Source organism: Arsukibacterium sp. UBA5043 (assembly GCA_002415085.1).
Taxonomy (GTDB): Bacteria; Pseudomonadota; Gammaproteobacteria; order Enterobacterales; family Alteromonadaceae; genus Alishewanella.
On the sequence record DIBV01000011.1, the window covers coordinates 89241 to 108384 of the forward strand.

General features: G+C 51.6%; 18 protein-coding genes and 1 other RNA gene. 9 read left to right on the plus strand and 10 right to left on the minus strand.

Going from position 1 to position 19144, the window contains the following annotated elements:
* Positions 1 to 65 precede the first annotated feature (65 nt).
* Together rnpB and rsmI are read right to left on the minus strand one after the other, a co-directional pair.
* Positions 66 to 434: RNase P RNA component class A (gene rnpB / locus B2Q61_RS10820), an RNA gene on the minus strand.
* A 21-nt stretch (positions 435 to 455) separates the two neighbouring features.
* Entirely contained in the window at positions 456 to 1307 is an 852-nt protein-coding gene (gene rsmI, locus B2Q61_RS10825; protein WP_290615381.1) for a 16S rRNA (cytidine(1402)-2'-O)-methyltransferase, read from the minus strand.
* 76 nt (positions 1308 to 1383) lie between these two features.
* On the opposite strand from rsmI, the gene B2Q61_RS10830 reads away from it, so the two are divergent.
* Genes B2Q61_RS10830 through dolP form a run of 4 tightly spaced genes read left to right on the plus strand, consistent with a single transcriptional unit; the run spans position 1384 to position 4749 of the window.
* The gene (locus B2Q61_RS10830) at positions 1384 to 3222 is read left to right on the plus strand and encodes a penicillin-binding protein activator (protein ID WP_290615380.1); all 1839 of its coding nucleotides are present in this window, start codon (positions 1384 to 1386) and stop codon (positions 3220 to 3222) included.
* 16 nt (positions 3223 to 3238) lie between these two features.
* Positions 3239 to 3583, plus strand: a complete 345-nt coding sequence (locus B2Q61_RS10835) for a YraN family protein (RefSeq protein WP_290615379.1) — start codon at positions 3239 to 3241, stop codon at positions 3581 to 3583.
* Between the two features lie 12 nt (positions 3584 to 3595).
* On the plus strand, positions 3596 to 4183 hold the full coding sequence (locus B2Q61_RS10840) for an SIS domain-containing protein (RefSeq protein WP_290615378.1): 588 nt from the start codon (positions 3596 to 3598) through the stop codon (positions 4181 to 4183).
* Positions 4180 to 4749: a division/outer membrane stress-associated lipid-binding lipoprotein gene (gene dolP / locus B2Q61_RS10845; protein WP_290615377.1), complete on the plus strand. Its 570-nt coding sequence runs from the start codon at positions 4180 to 4182 to the stop codon at positions 4747 to 4749. The genes B2Q61_RS10840 and dolP overlap by 4 nt, the downstream gene beginning before the upstream one ends.
* A 78-nt stretch (positions 4750 to 4827) precedes the next feature.
* Here the strand turns inward: dolP and B2Q61_RS10850 are convergent, their stop codons facing one another.
* The 5 genes from B2Q61_RS10850 to ampD are packed head-to-tail and all read right to left on the minus strand — an operon-like array spanning position 4828 to position 8421.
* Positions 4828 to 5505 carry a DUF599 domain-containing protein gene (locus tag B2Q61_RS10850; RefSeq protein WP_290615376.1) on the minus strand — a complete coding sequence of 226 codons (678 nt, stop codon included), beginning with the start codon at positions 5503 to 5505 and terminating at the stop codon, positions 4828 to 4830.
* 43 nt (positions 5506 to 5548) lie between these two features.
* Entirely contained in the window at positions 5549 to 6463 is a 915-nt protein-coding gene (gene rarD, locus B2Q61_RS10855; protein WP_290615375.1) for an EamA family transporter RarD, read from the minus strand.
* A 23-nt stretch (positions 6464 to 6486) separates the two neighbouring features.
* Positions 6487 to 6945 (minus strand): thioesterase family protein, encoded by a 459-nt coding sequence (locus B2Q61_RS10860; protein ID WP_290610427.1) that lies wholly within the window; start codon positions 6943 to 6945, stop codon positions 6487 to 6489.
* Between the two features lies 1 nt (position 6946).
* Positions 6947 to 7840: a regulatory signaling modulator protein AmpE gene (gene ampE, locus B2Q61_RS10865; protein WP_290615374.1), complete on the minus strand. Its 894-nt coding sequence runs from the start codon at positions 7838 to 7840 to the stop codon at positions 6947 to 6949.
* Positions 7837 to 8421: a 1,6-anhydro-N-acetylmuramyl-L-alanine amidase AmpD gene (gene ampD / locus B2Q61_RS10870; protein ID WP_290615373.1), complete on the minus strand. Its 585-nt coding sequence runs from the start codon at positions 8419 to 8421 to the stop codon at positions 7837 to 7839. The genes ampE and ampD overlap by 4 nt, the downstream gene beginning before the upstream one ends.
* Before the next feature lie 68 nt (positions 8422 to 8489).
* Between ampD and B2Q61_RS10875 the strand changes: the two genes are divergently transcribed.
* The 3 genes from B2Q61_RS10875 to B2Q61_RS10885 all read left to right on the plus strand — a co-directional run bounded on the left by B2Q61_RS10875 (position 8490) and on the right by B2Q61_RS10885 (position 10662).
* Positions 8490 to 9011: a retropepsin-like aspartic protease family protein gene (locus tag B2Q61_RS10875; RefSeq protein ID WP_290615372.1), complete on the plus strand. Its 522-nt coding sequence runs from the start codon at positions 8490 to 8492 to the stop codon at positions 9009 to 9011.
* Position 9012: 1 nt separating this feature from the next.
* Positions 9013 to 9927: a carboxylating nicotinate-nucleotide diphosphorylase gene (gene nadC / locus B2Q61_RS10880; RefSeq protein WP_290615371.1), complete on the plus strand. Its 915-nt coding sequence runs from the start codon at positions 9013 to 9015 to the stop codon at positions 9925 to 9927.
* Positions 9928 to 10020: 93 nt separating this feature from the next.
* Positions 10021 to 10662, plus strand: coding sequence for a cold shock and DUF1294 domain-containing protein (locus tag B2Q61_RS10885; RefSeq protein ID WP_290615370.1), 642 nt, complete (start codon positions 10021 to 10023; stop codon positions 10660 to 10662).
* Between the two features lie 40 nt (positions 10663 to 10702).
* Here B2Q61_RS10885 and B2Q61_RS10890 read toward each other — a convergent pair whose 3' ends face one another.
* The 3 genes from B2Q61_RS10890 to B2Q61_RS10900 all read right to left on the minus strand — a co-directional run bounded on the left by B2Q61_RS10890 (position 10703) and on the right by B2Q61_RS10900 (position 16550).
* On the minus strand, positions 10703 to 13288 hold the full coding sequence (locus B2Q61_RS10890) for an EAL domain-containing protein (protein WP_290615369.1): 2586 nt from the start codon (positions 13286 to 13288) through the stop codon (positions 10703 to 10705).
* A 107-nt stretch (positions 13289 to 13395) separates the two neighbouring features.
* Positions 13396 to 14604, minus strand: coding sequence for an acyltransferase family protein (locus B2Q61_RS10895; protein ID WP_290615368.1), 1209 nt, complete (start codon positions 14602 to 14604; stop codon positions 13396 to 13398).
* Complete coding sequence (locus B2Q61_RS10900) at positions 14604 to 16550, minus strand: glycoside hydrolase family 3 protein (protein WP_290622809.1); 1947 nt, start codon at positions 16548 to 16550, stop codon at positions 14604 to 14606. The genes B2Q61_RS10895 and B2Q61_RS10900 overlap by 1 nt, the downstream gene beginning before the upstream one ends.
* 132 nt (positions 16551 to 16682) lie before the next feature.
* On the opposite strand from B2Q61_RS10900, the gene B2Q61_RS10905 reads away from it, so the two are divergent.
* Both B2Q61_RS10905 and B2Q61_RS10910 read left to right on the plus strand, forming a co-directional pair.
* Entirely contained in the window at positions 16683 to 18263 is a 1581-nt protein-coding gene (locus B2Q61_RS10905; RefSeq protein WP_290615366.1) for a sodium:solute symporter, read from the plus strand.
* Complete coding sequence (locus B2Q61_RS10910) at positions 18264 to 19133, plus strand: BadF/BadG/BcrA/BcrD ATPase family protein (protein WP_290615365.1); 870 nt, start codon at positions 18264 to 18266, stop codon at positions 19131 to 19133.
* Positions 19134 to 19144: the final 11 nt, after the last annotated feature.

Here is a 19144-nt window from a genome sequence, read left to right on the forward strand (position 1 = left end):
TGATTAAAAAATATCTATAAAAAAACCGCGCTGAAGGCCTGACCTTAGCGCGGTTTTTTATTCATTAGGTGAGTTAGCCATTAAGCCGGGTTCTGTGCTCTGTTGCCAGAGTGACAATCATTCCTCTAGGGCTTAGGTCACCCTAAGCCTCAAGCAATCTACCCGCCCTCAACGCGGGCCGCGCCATAGAGGGCCTATTTGATCTTGCTCCGGGTGGAGTTTACCGTGCCACGAACTGTTGCCAGTCGCGCGGTGCGCTCTTACCGCACCCTTTCACCCTTACCTGATCCCACTTGCGCGGGCCATCGGCGGTTTGCTCTCTGTTGCACTGGTCGTAGGCTCACGCCCCCCAGGCGTTACCTGGCACCCTGCCCTGTGGAGCCCGGACTTTCCTCCCCTTGCTTACGCAAGCAGCGATTGTCTTGGCCAACTCAGCGCGGATTATACCCGAATCGTCAACTTTCACCAGCCCATTCCAATGCCAGCTTATAAAGGGCGTTTTTCTTTTCATTGTGAATTTGCGCAGTCAGTGCCGCGGCTTGTTTAACCGGCAACTCAGCCAGCAGAGTTTTTAAGGTTTGCTGCACCTGCTCACTAATATCGCTGGCAGCTCTGGCAGGTGCTGATGCGATCATCAATACCATTTCACCCTGACAACGCTGCGGATCTTCGTTCAGCCAGGCCTGAATAGTTGCTGCGTTGCCATGGCAAAAGGCTTCAAAGGTTTTGGTCAGTTCTTTGGCCAGTACCAGCTCGCGATCGGCGCCGAGTATTAGCGCAACATCATCCAGACATGCCTGAATACGCCGCGCCGTCTCATAACACACTATAGTGCCGACATCGGCCGGTAAGGCAGCAAGCTGGGCCTGACGCTGTGTGCTTTTCGCCGCCAGAAAACCAATAAACAAAAATTTGTCGGTTGGCAGACCTGCCGCACACAATGCGGTGATAACAGCGCAGGGCCCGGGTATTGGCACCACCTTTACTCCCGCCTCGCGACATTGCCTGACTAAACTATAACCGGGGTCGCTGATTAGCGGTGTTCCGGCATCGGATACCAGCGCTAAGTCCTCTCCGGCCTGACAACGGGCGATAATGCTGGCTGCACGTTGCTTTTCATTATGGTCATGCAGCGCCAGGGTACGGGTTTGCACCCCTAAATGCGCCAGCAATTTGCCAGTATGGCGGGTATCTTCAGCCGCGATACAGCTAACCTGCTTTAAGGTAGCGACAGCGCGCTCGCTGATATCTGCTAAATTGCCTATCGGGGTCGCAACAACGTATAAAATTCCGGTTTGTTTCGTCATATTTCGCTATTTAATTGAGCTTGGCGGACAGTCTAAGTAAGATAGCCCTATTAAAAGCCTAATGGTACTGTGCAACGTGAATTCCAGCAAATTAAAGCCACTGCTATTTTTAAGTCTGTGCGGCCTGTTAGCCAGCTGTGCCCAGCAACCTCAAACCACCATCGAGCGCCCTGCTGATGCGCCACAGCAGCAAGTGCCGGCAACAAAAATTGAATCTGCCGCAGATTTGTATCAGAAAGCACGTGATTATCAGGGTGAAGCCAGACAAATACATTTACTGCGGGCGGCCAGGGCTGCATTAATACAGCAACAGTACCCTCTGGCGCTGGCAATAACGCATACGCTGGCCAATAGTGAATACTCTGTAGTGCGTCAGCGCAATATCGTGCTGCTGCTGCAAGCCTATCTGGCCAATAACGAACTGGAGCGCGCCAGTGTATTACTTGATCAGACCCCGCTTGATGCACTTCCCACGGCAGATTTAAGCGAATATTTATGGCATGGTGCACAGTTTTACGCCAAACAACAGCGCAGCCTGGCTGCCAGTCGCTGGTTGTTGCAACTGGACCAGCAACAGCAAAGTACCACCAATTATCCGGAACTGTGGAATTTACTCTGGCAGCAACTTACGGCGCTAAGCCCCGCCAACCTTGCCACTTTGCGGACCAATGCCACAAACCGCCAGCAAGCCTGGCTTAACCTGGCTGAGCTTAGCCGGCAGCATATTGGTCAGCAAGACGCATTGCAGCAGGCACTGGCTGCGTGGCATCAGCGCTACCCTCAAATGCCTGGCCCTGATGCCTTGCCCGAGGCATTGCAGCAACTGCTCTCTTTAACACCCTATCAACCCAGCCGGATTGGCGTGCTGCTGCCGTTAACCGGTAACTTCCGGGCCCATGCCAAAGCATTGCAATATGGCTTAATCAGTGCCGCCAGTGCACAGCAAGCTTCAACTCAGCTGATATTTATTGATAGTCAGCAGAGCCCGGAGCAAATAACCTTACGCTTAAAACAACAGATGGTCGATTTTGTGATCGGCCCATTGCTGCGGGATCAGGTTGATCTCATCAGCCAGCAAGCTGACTGGCCCTGGCCCACCTTGTTTTTAAACAGCCGTGATCCGGCACAACCCAAGCGGGACAATCATTTCTTTTACGCGTTAAGTCTGGAAGATGAAGCGAGTCAGATGGCAGAACTTTTCCAGCAAAAAAATTACCAACGCCCTGTTGTGATTAGTGCCAGAAACAATATCAGCCAGCGGATGCAACAGCATTTTGCCGGGCAGTGGCAGGCGATGGGCCATCCTGCCCCCGAGCTTTATCAGTTTAGCGCTAAAGCAGAGCTGGAGACCATTATCAATGACCTGCTGGAAACCGATATCAGCCAGAACCGTATTCGTAGCATCAGCAGTTTAGTCAGCAGCAAAATCAAACTGGAAGCTGAGCCGCATAGCCGGCTGGATATCGATGCTATCTATTTGCTGGCTGACCCGATACAAACCCGGTTGTTTAAGCCTTATGTAGATGTATCCGTTAACCAGATCGCACCACGTTTGCCGGTGTACGCCAGTTCACGTAGTTTTAGTGCCAGCCTCGATAGCAATGAACAACGCGATCTAAACGGCCTGACCTTTACCGAAATGCCGTGGATGCTTGGCGAACAAAGCAGCGTAAAATTGCGCGAGCAATATCAGCAGTTATTTACCGATCAGGACGAAATATTGCAACGGTTGTTCGCCATGGGCCATGACGCTTACGCGCTTATTGCCAGATTAAAACAACAACAGCATTTACCAGCACTGGTATTTCCCGGGTTGACCGGCCAGCTTAGCCTGGACCAAAATGGCAGTATTGTGCGGCGATTAAGCTGGGCCAGTTACCGCAATAACCGGCTGATTTCCGTGCAGGAACCCTGAGCATGAGCCACTTATCATGAACGATAAAGGGCAATATTACGAGCAACTGGCGCTGGACTACTTGCAGCAGCAGGGGCTGAGTCTGGTTTGCTGTAATTTTCAGTGCAAAGCCGGCGAAATAGATTTAGTGATGCGCCAGGATAAGCAACTGGTGTTTATTGAAGTAAAATACCGCGCCAGCAATGCATACGGCGGTGCCCTCGCCGCAGTAACAGTTGCCAAGCAGCAGAAACTGCTCAGGGCTGTGCGCTGGTATTTGCAGCAGCATGGTGGCCAGAATCAGCCATGCCGGATTGATGTATTAGCAATTGAAGGGCGTGAGCCGTTTCATTACAACTGGCTGCAAAATGCATTCAGTTAACAGGACAGGGTAATGCAGGAACATATCCGACAACTTTTCAGTGAAAATATTCAAACGATGATCGCCACCAGTGAAGCGCTGGCCGAACCGATTGAAAACAGCGCGCTGGTTATCGTTAATAGCCTGATCAGCGGCGGCAAAGTGTTATGCTGCGGAGCGGGTGCCAGCCAGTCTCTGGCCTGCCACTTTGCCCAGCTGCTATTGGATCAGTTTGAAACAGAGCGCCCCTGTTTGCCTGCTTTGGCGCTGCAGGACGATATTTCGAGCCTGCATCCGAACAACCATATTAACCAGGATTTTCTGGCGCGCCAGGTACGGGCCATTGGCAACGCCGCAGATGTGCTGCTGGTTATTTCACTGACCGGTTCCGAACAAAGCTTAATTAAAGCGGTCGAAGCAGCGGTAACCAGTGATATGAAAGTCGTGGCGCTGACGATTGATAACGACAGTGATCTTGCTGGCTTGTTAAATCAGCAGGATGTCGAGTTAAAAGTACCCGCCCACCGGCCGGCCAGAGTATTCGAATGCTATACCTTTTTACTACATTGTATTTGCGAGCTTATCGACACTACGCTGTTTCCACAGCAGGGAGAACTATGAACATCAGTAAACTTGTTGCACTGACTGCCACCGTGATTATGCTTCAGGGCTGTGCGGCGGCTGTCGTTGCAGGTGGTGCTACTGCGGCCAGCGCCGCGAACGACCGTCGTACCCTTGGTTCCCAGCTCGACGACAACAGTATTGTCATTCGTGCCAGAAGAACATTAGGCACCGCGGAAAGCATACCGGATACCAGCAATATTAATGTTACCAGCTACAATGGCGTTGTTTTGTTAACCGGCCAGGTCAGTAACGCAACGATAAAACAGCAGGCTGAACAACTGATTAAAGACACCCCGGGGGTACGGGATATTCATAATCAGATCCGGCTGGGTAACAGTACCTCGTTAACCACCCGTACCCGCGATGGCTGGATCACCACCAAAGTGAAAACCCAACTACTAACCGATGACGATGTGGCTGGCTTGAATATTAAGGTGGTAACTGAAAATGCTGAAGTGTTTCTGATGGGCCTGGTGCAGGGCCCGGAAGCAGATAAAGCGGTAGAAATTGCCCGCCATGTCGAGGGCGTATCCCGGGTAGTCAAAGCCTTTGAACGGCGCTAAGCCCAAAAAGCATAAAAAGGGGTCGGAGTGAATAATTTATTCACTCCGACCCCTTTTTCTAGTTTCAGCTCTCAGGGTTTAACATTCCTGCAGTGCTTTTAGCACTTTAGAATGAAATTCGCGCTGCTTCATCACTATCATAACTACCACTGAAGTTATCATAAATAAAACCGGGTCGATAAACCACGACAGTGCGGATAGCGAAAAATAAATCGAGCGCAGGCCATAATTAAACGAATGACCTGCCTGGTCTATTACTTTAGCCGCCCGGTTTGCATACAACGCCTGATCCTCTTCATTTAAGTTACGGCCGTCTGGCGCCGCGCCGATTAACACGCCGCAAAAACCGTACTGGCGCAACGACCAGGTGAACTGAAAAAAAGCAAAAACGAAAATAAAGGTCATCAGTAATAGCTTCAGCTGTACCGAACCCTCGGTATAATTTGCCCAGGGCACCAGATTTGACAACATTACACTGAGTTTTTCAGCTGATGACATTGCGGTCAGTAAACCGGCTAAAATAAGCAACGAACTTGAGGCAAAAAACGTGACGTTACGTTCCAGGGTAGAAATCAGTCCGACGTCAGCCATTTTGTTGTCGCGGGTTAACATTTTCTGCATCCAGTCAGTCCGTTTACGTCGCAGTTCAAACGACAAACAACTCACTTTTTTGGCTTTACGTTTGGCAAACAGGGTATAGCCTATCCACAAGATAAAAAACCAGATAACAGCAATTAAGTCTAGCGGGCCTGGCATATTATGCTCCTGCAACTGAACCAAAGATTACGTATAAGCGGATTTAACATACTGCACTGCGCAACAGCTTGCGCTGGTAGCGAAGATGCCGCCAGGCATCTACGCTGTAAATAAACAAAGCCAGCCAGATAAAACCAAAGGTAATTATATTGGCCATTTGCAATGGCTCATGATAAAGCCAGACACCAAATACAAACATCAAACTGGGGCCAATATACTGAAAAAACCCCATAGTCGATAACTGCAATCGGCGGGCTCCGGCAATAAAACACAGTAACGGAATCGTGGTCACAAAGGCAGCCGCCACCAGCAAAAGGTTAAGCGCAGTAGAATTATTCAGCATATTTGCCGCGCTACTGTCGGCATAGTGCCACCAGTATAGCAATGCCACTGGCAGCAACAACAATGACTCAACAAACAAGCCCGTTAATGCCTCTACCGCCAGTTTTTTACGCAGTAATCCATACACCGCAAATGAACCAGCCAGCGCCAGCGCCAACCAGGGAATTGAGCCAAAAATAACCAGCTGTATTATCACGCCGGTTGCCGCCAGACCCAGCGCCAGCCACTGCAGTACTCTTAGCCGTTCCCCCAGAAATAACATACCCAGCAGCACATTCAGTAAAGGGTTAATGTAATAGCCGAGGCTGGCATCAAGCATATGATCACTGTTTACTGCCCAGATAAATAAGCCCCAGTTCACTCCCAGAATTAACGCGGTAAATAACAGCCATAACAACAGCTTTGGCTGACGCAACAGTCTGATTAGCTGCGCGCCTTGCTTCAGGGCCAACAGTACCAATAGCAACAACAGACACGACCAGACAACCCGGTGCACCAGAATTTCAGTGGCGGCAATAAAATCAATTTGCTTAAAATAAAGCGGGGCAATGCCCCAAAGGCTGTAAGCGCTGGCAGCGAAAGCACCACCGAGTTTTTGCTCCCTGCTTAACGACATTGTTTAATCCCAAAAACGGCTGGTTAACCAACCAGATATGTACCGGTGCCCAGTGCAATATGCACGCCTTGTTCGTTGTGCAATTCCATCCGGCATACTGCCACTTTATTGCCGGCGCGGATTACCCGGGCCGTAGCAATAAATTCTGCGCCACGGCCCGGTCTTAAGTAATCAGTGCGAATATCGATGGTACTCATTTTACCAAACCGTTGTACCAATTCAGCTTGCTCTATTTCGCTAAACCGTCCCAGGGCGCTCGCCACCGCCATCATACCGCCGGCGACATCCAGCACCGTGGCAATGACACCGCCATGCAAAATCTGTTGGATAGGGTTGCCAACCAGTTGCTCCGCCCATGGGAACCGTACCTCAACTTCATCGTCAGCAAAGCGACTTACCTGCAAGCCGAGTAAGCGGTTAAAGGGCATTTGATCAAAGGTTGCCGCGATATAGGGCAGCAGCTGTTCAGCAGACTGGGCCATCTCAGTGCAACCAGCCGCTTAAAGTCAATATCGCAACCAGTGCCAGAAAAAATAACATATTGCGCTTACCCAACTGCACCAAGGCACTACTTTCGTCCAGCGTATTCAATTGCTCCGCCTCCTGCGGTTCGGCTGCCATAGCCACTTCGGTCAGTACCTGTTCGTTATTGGTGGTAAAGTCCATAAAGTAAGCCAGTAATGCATTCGATGCCCGGGAGAAATAGCCGACCAGCGCAAAACCTAAACCAAATAATCGGGTAGGAAACCATTGTGCCCAAAACGTCAGGTAATATACAGCGTCAGGTCCATCGGTATCGGTTTGCAATTTGCTATAGGCTGTCGCGTTTTGTTCGCTGTCAGCTGCTGTGGTGCTTTCATTCAGGGTTCTTGGCTCCTGCAACTGACGCACCAAAGCATAAGTGATCACCCCAAAGGCGCCGAGCAATAAAAACCAGAATACGGTAGCCGCATAGTAACGAAAATTGAGCCAAATCAGAGTTTGACCATAACTGTTTTGCTCAATATCACTACCTGATTCAGTACGAATTTGCTGCATCACCAGATAAGCGGCCTCGTCGTCGCCCCGCTCCTGCGCGTTCAGATACTGTTTGTACAATTGCCGATAATGCCAGCAGCCGATACCTATCAGCAATACCAGAGTGTTGACAATAAGGCTTAGCAGACGGTTATCAATTAAACATAATAACAGCGCAACCACAGCCCCAGGCAGCACCAGCCAAAGGTACTGGCCCAGTTGATGCCGGGCTAAACCCGCCAGCGGGGTTTTTAAACTAAACCTTAAATATGCTCTGACGTAACGGTGGGCCTGCCAGGCATCGTGGCGCACGGCCAGCCGCTCAATAATTAGTGCCAACAACATGCTGATTAACGTCATTCCCTGCTCTCCTTTATTGCGGCTAGAATTGCGGCCCGATAATACGGCCAGTCAAACGCCGGCCCCGGATCCGTTTTGCGACCGGGAGCGATGTCACAATGGCCAACAACCCGCTCCGGTGTTATATCCTTATAGCGCGCCAGCAAATAATGGCTCAGGGCTATCAGGCTTTGGTACTGCTGCTCAGTATACGGTAAATCATCGCTGCCTTCTAACTCTATCCCAATCGAAAAGTCGTTGCAGTTGGCCCGACCAGCAAATTCACTTTTGCCGGCATGCCAGGCTCTGTTCGCAAAGGGCACATACTGAAAAATTGTGCCATCGCGCCAGATCACGCAATGGGCCGCTACCCGTACCTCCTGTAACGAGCTGAAGCTTGGGTCAATGCTGCAATCAAGAGTGCCGCAAAATAAGCTATCAACCGGGCACCCCTGCTGCGGTGCCGTGGCAAAGTTACCTGCCGGCAAACTGATATTGTGAATAACTAATAAGCTTACTTCCTCAGCATGCGGGCGATCATCAAAATGAGTACACGGGCGTTGATGCATCGGGGGGCAAACGGGCAGAGCAAGGGTTTTCATCAGAATTTTTGCCTTTAGCCTGTACTGTGATTAAGCTAGAACGCTATTGTCAAGGTTGAGGAGCGCGAATGCAAGCACCCGAACAACGAACCCCTTTTGCTAAAGCGTTTAGCTGGCTGGCCTGGCTATTACTGCTGGTCATGCTGTTCTTGTTTTTTCAGGATTATCTGGCCGGCAAACGTAACCCAAACCAGCAATTACAAAGCATTCAGGGCAGTGGTGGCGAAATCAGCACAGTGTTACTCCGTAACCGGGCCGGCCACTATATTGGTACCGCGCTGCTTAATGGCCAACCAGTCGACTTTATGCTCGATACGGGTGCCACTACCGTCGCCATTGCTCAAAGTACGGCTGAGAAACTGGGCTTGCCCCGCGGCAGGCAAATACAGGTAGCCACTGCCAATGGCATCACCATCGCCTACTTAAGCGAGATCGCATCACTGCAACTGGGTGATATCGTCCTGCAACAGGTAAGTGCCAGCGTAGTACCTAACCTTGGCGGTACCGAGATTTTATTAGGCATGAGTGCGTTAAACCAGTTAGAATTCCGCCAGCAAGGTAACCAATTGACCCTAATTCAGCGAAATTAATATGACAGACCAAGCCACAGCAGTAAGCCATCATCCACTTCTGGCCATGGAAATCACCCGCACCGTACAAGCCGCGCTGGCCGAAGACCTGGGGTTTCTACCGCTGGACGAAGGCGATATCACCGCCAGCCTGATCCCAGCCTCGCAACAGGCTACCGCTACCATTATCAGCCGCGAACCTTGTGTAGTATGCGGTACCGCCTGGGTTGATGAAGTGTTTGCCCAGCTTAACCGGGTGGCTACAACCCAAGGAGAAGGCGCTGGCCAGGTCAGCATCCGTTGGCAGGTCGCCGATGGCGACCACGTGGCGCCTGACAGTTTATTGTGCCAGCTGACAGGCCCGGCCCGGTTACTGTTAACGGGCGAGCGCAGCGCGCTGAACTTTTTACAGTTACTCAGCGGCACGGCAACCGTCACTGCCCACTACGCGAGCTTGCTGGCTAACAGCCGCACCAGGTTACTCGATACCCGGAAAACTCTGCCGGGGCTGCGGTTTGCTCAAAAATATGCAGTACAGTGCGGCGGCGGAGTAAATCATCGTCTGGGGTTATTTGATGCGTTTCTTATCAAAGAGAATCATATTGCTGCCGCCGGCTCTATTGATGCTGCAGTGGCTCATGCCCGCCAGAATTTCCCGGGTAAGCCGGTTGAAGTTGAAACTGAAAACCTGGATGAGTTACAGCAGGCGTTAAACGCTGAAGCCGACATTATTATGCTGGATAACTTTAGTTTGGCTGATATTAACCAGGCAGTATTGATGAATAATGGCCAGGCAAAGCTTGAAGTGTCGGGTAATATTACTGCCGGGCGATTAAGTGAACTGGCAGCCAGCGGCGTCGATTTTATTTCCAGCGGTGCCCTGACCAAGCATGTGCAGGCAATCGATTTATCTATGCGCCTTAGCATTGCCCGCTAAGCAACGCCAAACTTTGCAGGCCAGTTAAACCACCGTTAAGCAAACTTCTGATACACTCGGTTAATCGCAACACATGTAGTTTGGTGACTGGCCATGCCGCTGACAGGAAAAGTAGTGCACTGGCGCGACGATAAAGGTTTCGGCTTCGTCGTACCTGATCATGACACCCGACAAGTGTTTTTCCATATTCGTGATTTTACCGACAGCAAAATCCGCCCGGCGGAGGGCTGTCGCCTGCAATTCGACCTGAGTCAGGATAAACAAGGCCGGCCACTTGCCGTCAAGCTTGAGGTTATCAGTGCCTCAGCCTCATCGCCACCGTTGCCAGAACATGAAGTTGTTGATCTGGATTATACCCAGGATGTGGCATTGTATTTTCGTTGCGCTTTTCTGGTACTGGTGGTTATTGCGCTGTTGTTCGGCACCCTGCCTTATGTGCTGCCAATTTTGTATATTGAAGCAAGCCTGTTTACTTACTGGCTGTATCGTGCCGATAAAGCTGCTGCTAAAGCCCGCCAGCGTCAGCGTTTACCGGAACAAAGTTTACAGCTGTTCAGTTTGATAGGTGGCTGGCCCGGCGCCCTGCTGGCTCAGAAAAAATTGTCACATAAAAAGCGTAAGTTTTTATTCCAGAGAGAGTTTTTACTGGTGATTGTCGGCAATGGCATTTTACTTATCTGGTTATTATCGCAACATGGCCAGCTGTTTCTGGGAAGGTTGGCGCTCTGGTCTTAACGTGAGGCCGCAATAACTACGCCTGGTATTGGTTCTCTTTTCAGCCTGGCCGCTGTGCTTGGCCGCTTAACTGGGCAACGGGCGCCGGTCGGCCCAGTAAATACCCCTGAAACTGTTGGCATCCCAATTTACATAACGCCTGGTATTGTGCAACCGTCTCCACGCCTTCGGCAATAACCTCCAGTTCCAGACTATTGCCCAGTGCCAGAATAGTTCTGATAATGGCGACATCACTGGGGTCAACCAGTAAATCCCGGACAAAGCTGCCATCTATTTTCAACTGGTTAAGTGGCAGTCGTTTTAAATAACTCAGTGATGAATAGCCGGTTCCAAAATCATCCAGTGAAAATCGTATGCCAAGCGCACCCAATTGCTGCATTTTCAGAATGACCGCCTCGATATCCTGTAATAACTGGGTTTCTGTCAGTTCCAGTACCAGGTTTTTTGGATTAGCGCCACTGTGATATAAGGTGTCGCGTACCAGTTCAACAAAATTCGGATCATGCAGCTGGCGCACACTTAGATTTACCGCCAGATGCCAGCCTGATCGTTGCTCATCATGTTGCCAGTCGGCCAGTTGCTGGCAACTTTGCTGCAATACCCAGGCGCCGATCGGTAAAATTAAGCCACAATCTTCGGCCAGTGGAATAAATTCAGCCGGCGATACCGAACCCAACTCAGGATCATTCCAGCGCAGCAGCACTTCAGCTCCGACTACGTGCCCTTCGCGGTGATATTGCAGTTGAAAATGCAGACTAAACTGTTGCTCAGTCAGCGCCTGGCGCAAACCATTAAGCATTGCAGAACGCGCAAGTACCCTGGCTTGTAATTTACTGTTATAAAAAGAATAACGGCAGCGGCCCTGGTTTTTGGCATCATACATGGCCAAATCTGCCCGTTGCAGTAGTTCGTTTACGGTGTCGGCATCGCTGAACATGGCAATGCCGATACTGGCGCTGATCGTGTAAGCGTGCTCAGCCAATTGAAACGGCTGGCTTAATATATCCATCAGTTTCATCGCCAGTAATTCTACCCGTTGCCCGGCTAAATCGGCCCGGGGCTGCAACTCTGGTAGCAAAATAACAAATTCATCACCCCCAAACCGCGCCAGGGTATCGCTTTTACGTAGCTGATCGCTAAGCCGTCTGGCAGCCTGGCTTAGCAACTCATCACCTACGGCGTGGCCCAGGGTATCATTTAAATCTTTAAAATGGTCCAAATCGATAAACAGCACGGCCCCCTGCGAAGACACCCTGCCTGCCAGACTAAACGCTTGTTCCAGCCGTTCCAGCAATAAGCGGCGGTTGGGCAAAGAGGTTAGCGCATCATAAAACGCCAGTTGGTGAATCGCCGCCTGATTTTGTTTATGTTCGGTCACGTCAGTGGAAATACCGCATAAAGCATAAATTTCACCATTGGCATGGCGCAGCGGTAATTTTACTGACAAAAAAACCCGCTCTTTATTGTCATTTATCGTGGTATTGGCCTCTTCTTCAACAATCCGTTCGCCGCCGCTAAGCACCCGCTCATCGTTAACCTGCAAGCGGCTGACCGTTTTCGCATCAAAAAACATATCGTCGGTATGTCCGACAATTTGCTCAGGCGAGCGGCCAAATAATGCTGCAATTTTATGATTAACATACTGATAGCGTGACCGTTTGTCTTTAATATAAATATGAGCGTCAACACTATTGAGGATAGTTGTCAGCCGATCCTCACTGAGCCGAAGCCGGTTCAGTTGCAAGATACTGCGGCGTTGATACCAAAACAGTGCTGCAATAATCAGTATGAATAATACGCCACTGATTCCCGACCATAGCAACAACCTGGAAACGTTGGCGTTTGCGGCAAGGCCGGGCTTGCTCCAGCGATTGATCGTTTGAAAATAATACGACTGAGGTTCAGCCTGCCATTGTCGCAAATATCGATCGATAGTAGCTAAGGTCTGCAAATTACGGCCATGAGCCGAAGCATAAAACAATTCAACCGGATCGAAACGCAGCGGATTAGCCTGCAGTTCAAATTCAGCAGCGCGAACCTCACCGAATAAATGATTTGCTACCGCCACATCGGCCTGGCCGGCAGCAACCAGATTAAACGCTGCCTGTAACGATTTAACCCCCTGTAATTTAATGTCCAGCTGATGCTGCTGGCTGTAATTTTGCAGAAAAAGATACTGGGAACTGCCCTGCAGCACCGCAACCTGCTGGCCGGCTAAATCTGACAAGTTTGCTATTTGGTTGTCGGCCAGGCTGTATAAGCGCGACCAGCTATATAGCGCAGGCGTTTGATGAAAACTCATTACCTGCGCCCGCTCCTTACTGAACGCGACGTCAGGCAAAATATCGATATCGCCACTATTCAGCAATTCAAGGCAGTATGCCCAGTCACAACTCACCGGCTTTAACTGCCATTTCTCCTGCATGGCAATTTGCGTCAGCAAATCGCCAAAAATACCGGTTGGCATGCCACCGGCGCTTACCGTTATTTTCGGTGGGTTCTGGTAAATACCCACTACCAGTTGCCGGTTGTTCAGCTGACTGGTTTCAGCAGCGGTAACCATTGTTGGCAGAAAGCCTTGCACAGTTAACATCAGCAAAGTCAGCAACAGGGTAATACGAGGCATAAATCCTTCACTTAGTTACTATTCTGCTATTGAGCTTACTGCAGGGGCCGCAAATTGCAAATGCCATGCAAGGCCGGCACATGCCCGGGCATCACCGTTCGCTGCTGTCACACCCTGAAAATCAGGCCCCGCCGATAACACCAGTGCATTAACAAATAAGATAGCCCCAGAAACACCAGCGCAAAGGCCAGAGAGCCATTTAAATTACCCAATAACGGCTGAAAAAGCCGGCTGAATAGCCAACCTTTGAGCAAACCATCCCCTACCGGGATCATGACCAAGGCCCGCGCTATTATCCCGGCCAGCATAAAGAACAAAATCGCATTGGCACCAAACACCACGAAAGGCGCGCTCCAGCGTCGCCAGCGTTTAATATCACACAACCAGATACATGCCGAGAGCGCAATCGCGCAATAACCGCTGCTTAGCAGCACAAAACTAGGGGTCCATAAGCTTTTATTAATTGGCAGGGAAAAATGCCACAATTCGGCCAGCCATACCGCTATCACACCGGCCAGCAGTAAACCACGGACTTTGTGCGCCAGGCTGCGGTCGGTCTGAAGCCACTGCGCCAGCAACACCCCGCTTAAACAACTGGCTGTAGCAGGCAACGTTGACCAGATACCCTCAGGGTCAAAAGCAAACGGCGTCGCCGTCCGGTAATACAAATGGTTAACCCCCAGCACAGTATGATCAAGCCAGGCGGCAAAACTATTGCCAGATAACAGCAGGCCACTGAAAGTATTACCCTGGCTGTCCTGATAAGGCAGGTACCACATGGCCAGCAGGTACACCAGACAAAGCCCGCCCAGCCAGGCCAGCCGGCCCCGGGTACCACAGTACAGCACAATCAGCATCGTAGCGAAGTACACCAGGCCAATCCGCTGTAGCACGCCAAGCCAGCGCAGGTTCAGCAGTTTCTGTTCAATATAACTGTAAGCCGGATCAGCAAAATTAAAATAAAACAAAGCCAGAAACAGCCCCAGGCCAAACAGTTTAAGGCTTCGCGTGGCAGCATGGCGGATCAGCTGCGATTTGGGCAGGCTGTTTTTACCCTGATTGTGTTGCCGCTGCAGGCTGAACTGCAACGACATGCCAACAATCACGATAAAAAAGGGGAAAATCAGATCCGTCACCGTCCAGCCGTGCCACTGCGCATGGCGCAGCGGCCCGTACACATAATTCCAGCTGCCCGGGTTATTAACCAGAATCATCCCGGTAATGGTTAAGCCCCGCAGCGCATCCAGCGCCAGCAATCGTTGTGCAGGCACACTGGCCAATATGGCATCGCAATGGGCTTTCAGCCAGCTTATCATCAGGGGGTTTGGTGCTGTTTATCGGCTTCAGGCCGCTCAGCTGCGAGCGGTTTCACGGTTACCGGTAACTGACCGGTTGGCTTAACCTGACCGAGCAATACCCGGGCCAGCGCGGTATACGTCGCCCCAGGATCACCAGCGGCAATGGCGCTATCATCGCTGTTATAGGCATAGCTGGCCAGGCTGACATCGGCATACTGGCCATAACTGGCGGCATCATAAGGCGCGCGCAGGCTGATAAACACATGCGGGGTTTGTAACTGCGCCAGCTGGCGCAGCAACGCCAGAAAATCCTGTTGCTGGCGCTGATAACGGGCCGCTAATGGCCCAAGCGCACTGACATCGTCCATGCCGCCAATTTCTGCCAGCGACGGCATTGGCGTGATAAAGCCACTGATCACTACCTCGGCCTGTGCCAACAGAGCCGCTGCGCCGGTCAAATCGTCCTGCAGTAAACTCAGGCTGGTAATGGTCAGCGGCTGCGGGCTTTGCTGCTGCAGCGCCAGGCTTAGCGCTGCAGCTTTATTAGCGTCTGGCATAATCAGCAATACTTGCTTATCCGTAAGCAATGGCATGCTGGCTTGTTCAGTCTTGCCCATCAGTGCAATACGGGTAATCGCTGCCTGAGCCAGTGCCAGTTCAGCCTGACGATGTGCCGGGCTGCCGAGCACATTATCTGCCTTTGCCAGCTGCTGCTTGGCAGAACCCTCTGGCAATAGCGGATACTGCTGTTTCAGCCTGATAATCCGCTGATAGGAAGCGCTCAGCTCGGCACGGTCGAGCTGGCCACTGAATACCGCTTGCTCCAGCGCATCCAGTAATGCGGCTAAGTTTGCCAGTTCCGCCGGGTTTTGCAGTTTCACCGGCATCAGCGCGATATCCGCGCCGGCGGCAAAGGTAGCAATAACGGCGTCATGCGGGCTGAAAAAATGGCTGATGCCGGCCATATCCAGCGCATCGGTAACAATAAGGCCCTGGTAACCGAGCTGTTCTCGCAGTAAATCTTGCAGGATTGCCCGCGATAAGGTAGCCGGCTTCAGCATCTGCTGGCCATCTTTGGCAGTAAAGGTACTGCTGTCGAGCGCAGGGTACTGAATATGGGCGGTCATAATCATGCCCGGCTGTTGCTTGTTAATGATGTCAGTAAACGGCAGTAAATCGACCTGATCAATCTGCTCGCGGCTATGCTCTACTCTTGGCAGGCCTAAATGACTGTCGACATGGGTATCACCATGGCCCGGAAAATGTTTCAGCGCCGCAATAACCCCACGTTGCTGCATGGCTGCAGTCATGGCGCCGCCCAGCTCTGCCACGACAGCGGGGTTTTCGGCAAAAGCCCGGACATTAATCACCGGGTTATCCGGGTTAACATTGACATCAACGGTAGGTGCAAAGTTAACATTAATGCCCAGAGCCAGCAGCTCGTCGGCCATTACCGTGCCGGCCAGTTCGGCAAAATGATTACCATGTTCAGGATAGGTGGCGCCGATAGCCATATTGCCACTGAACGACGTGGCCAGTTGCCGCGGCAGGCGGGCGACCCGGCCGCCTTCCTGATCAATACTGATAAATAACGGCTGTTTTAACGCAGATTGGGCTGCGGCTTGCTGCAACTGCCGGTTCAGACCAATAATCTGCTGTGTGTGCTGCAGGTTTTCAGCAAATAAAATTACCCCACCAATATCATACTGGCTAATCAGCTTGGCCAACTGTGGTGGCAGACTGGTTAGCGGCGTACGACATTTGCCAGCAGCCACAGGCTCCGTGCAGTAATAGCGCAAATCGAGCATCAGCTTCTGGCCGAGCATCTGGCGTACCGTCGCTGCGGTTGCATGGTCAGCCTTTGGCTGCGCCTGGCTGCTCATTACCAGCACTCCTGATAGCACGCCCGATAACATCCATTTTCCCCACCGTAACCGTTGCCACCAATTTTGCTGATCTGACACACTGTTTACTCCGCTTATGTTAAGGTAATACTTGTCCAGCTATGGGCTTGCAGTAAAACAAAAAAACAACCTGCCCGCCAGTAGCGGCAGGTAGCAAAATTAAAAATAAAATCAGGCTTTGGGAATTCTGCCATGCAACTGACGTTGTTAGACTGGACGGTATTTTTTGGGTATTTTCTGCTACTGGCGACACTGGCGGTCTGGGTAAACCGGCGCCGGGCCGATACCAGCAGTGACTACTTTCTCGGTGGTAACAATATGCCGCCTTTTCTGGTAGCAATTTCGGTGTTGGCGACCTCGCAATCTGCGGCAACCTTTCTGGGCGGCCCCGACATGGGTTTTCGGGGTAATTTAACCTATCTGGCCACCAACATCGGCGCCATTATTGCCAGTTTACTGGTAATAAAATGGCTGATCCCTCGTTATTATCAGCTAAAAGTCACCACTGTATACGAACTGCTGGAAAGCCGCTTTAATGCCACCGCTAAAAACCATGCCGGTAAAATGTATTTATTTGGCCGGGTTTTCGCCAGTGGCGCCCGGCTGTACATGGCGGCACTGGCGGTTGCCATGCTGTTATTCAGTAATATCGATGCCAGCAGTGTAATCATCGCCATCATCCTGCTGGCCATGGTAGGTCTGGCTTGTACCATGGCCGGTGGTATTCGCTCGGTTATTTATACTGATGCGATGCAATGCGCGGTTTATGTCACAGCGGCACTGGTGGTGCTCGGCTATCTGTATAGCAGCCTGCAACTGGATCTGGCCAGCTTATATTCTGTACTCAGTGAGCCACTGGCCGACGGCACCTCTAAATTATTACTATTTGATTTCAGACCCGATTTTAGCAGCAGCGGCGTGTTTACGGTCTGGTCGGCGCTAACTGGTTTTGTGCTGTTAAATATTGCCGCCTTTGGTCTGGATCAGGATATGACTCAGCGGGTGCTAACCTGTAAAACGGCTGCCGGTGGCGCCAAAGCCCTGCTATCCTCGGCACTGCTGGTGATCCCGGTAATGCTGGTATTTATTGTGATTGGTTTACTGCTGTATATTTATTATCAGCGGCCCGATGTCTTCGCCAATAGCACCAGTTACAACGGCAGCTTTAGCGGTGAACAAATTACCGTCTTTATGTATTATGTATTAAACGAGATGCCATCCGGTTTGCGTGGCCTGGTAGTGGTGGGCGTGATTGCCGCAGCGTTATCAACTATCACCTCCGGTCTAAATTCGATGGCATCGGTACTGGTGGCGGATATTTATAAGCCCTGGCGCCAGCAGCGCCAGGCTGCAATCACAGAGCGGCATTATGTGCGCGCAGGTCAGTGGGCCATGTTATTAACCGCAGTAACCTTGTCGGCGATGGCCATTTTGTGTTTTTACTGGCAGCAGTATTCTGCTATGCCGTTACTGGCGTTTGCGTTGAGTGTAATGGTATTTTCATACAGTGGGTTGCTGGGAGTATTTTTTACCGCGCTGTTCAGCAACAGAGGCAACAGCATAAGTGTTACCGCGGCCCTACTGGCCGGGTTCACGGTTACCCTGTTAATGCAGCCGTACCTTTTACGGTTGATCAGTCCGACGCTGGCAGCCTGGGATCTGGGCTTTACCTGGCAATTGTGCCTGGGCACCCTGGTTGCCTGGCTGGTTTGCCTGAGTGGTGCGCCCCGTCCCACGGTGTCAACAACACTAGCTAATAATCCGGAGCATTAAATGTATTTACTGGCGGTAGATGGTGGCGGCAGTAAAACCCTGGCCAGACTGCAGCATTCACTCAGTGACCAGCAGTGGCAGGCTGCCGGCGGCCCTGCCCAGTTGTCCAATAACCTGGAGCTGGCCATCAGCACGGTACGCCAGCTGAGTTTACAATTATGCCAGCAGGCCGGTATTGGCCTGCATCAGGTCATGGCCTGTATTGGTCTGGCCGGTGCCGGTAATCCGCAATTGCACAGCGCCTTTTGCCAGCAATTGCAGCTTGATTTCGCCGCCTGGCAACTGACTACCGACGCCCGCACCTCCTTGTATGGCGCCAACAACGGCCAGCCGGTGGTGATGGTGGCACTGGGTACTGGCTCGGTAGCGATGCGGCTGGACCAGAATGGCAGCGAGCAGCAGACCGGCGGCTGGGGTTTTAATATCGGCGATGAAGGCGGTGGTGCCTGGCTGGGTAAACTGGCCGTGCGCCAGCTGCTCTGGCAACTGGACAGTGACGAGGGCCTGACCAGCCCGCTCACCCGGGCCCTTAGCCAGCATTGTGGCGATAATGTCAGTACGGTGCTGCCCTGGTTAAAGCAGGCCCTTGCTACAGATTTTGCCGCGCTGGCGCCGCTGGTGTTCAGCCACCAAAGCTGCCCGCTGGCCCAACAGATCCTACGCCAGCAAGCGGCTGCCATTAGTAAACTTATTCATTGTTGCCGTGGCGAACGCCAGTTACCGGTAGTAATGCTCGGCGGCCTGGCCGCCAGCAGTCAGTCGCTGCTAAGCGCAGATATCGGCAAGCTGTTACAAGCTCCTCGCGGTGATGCACTGGACGGCGGCCTTATTCTGGCAGCCAGGCAACTGGCCCGGATCAGTCCGGTCTGATTTATAATCCT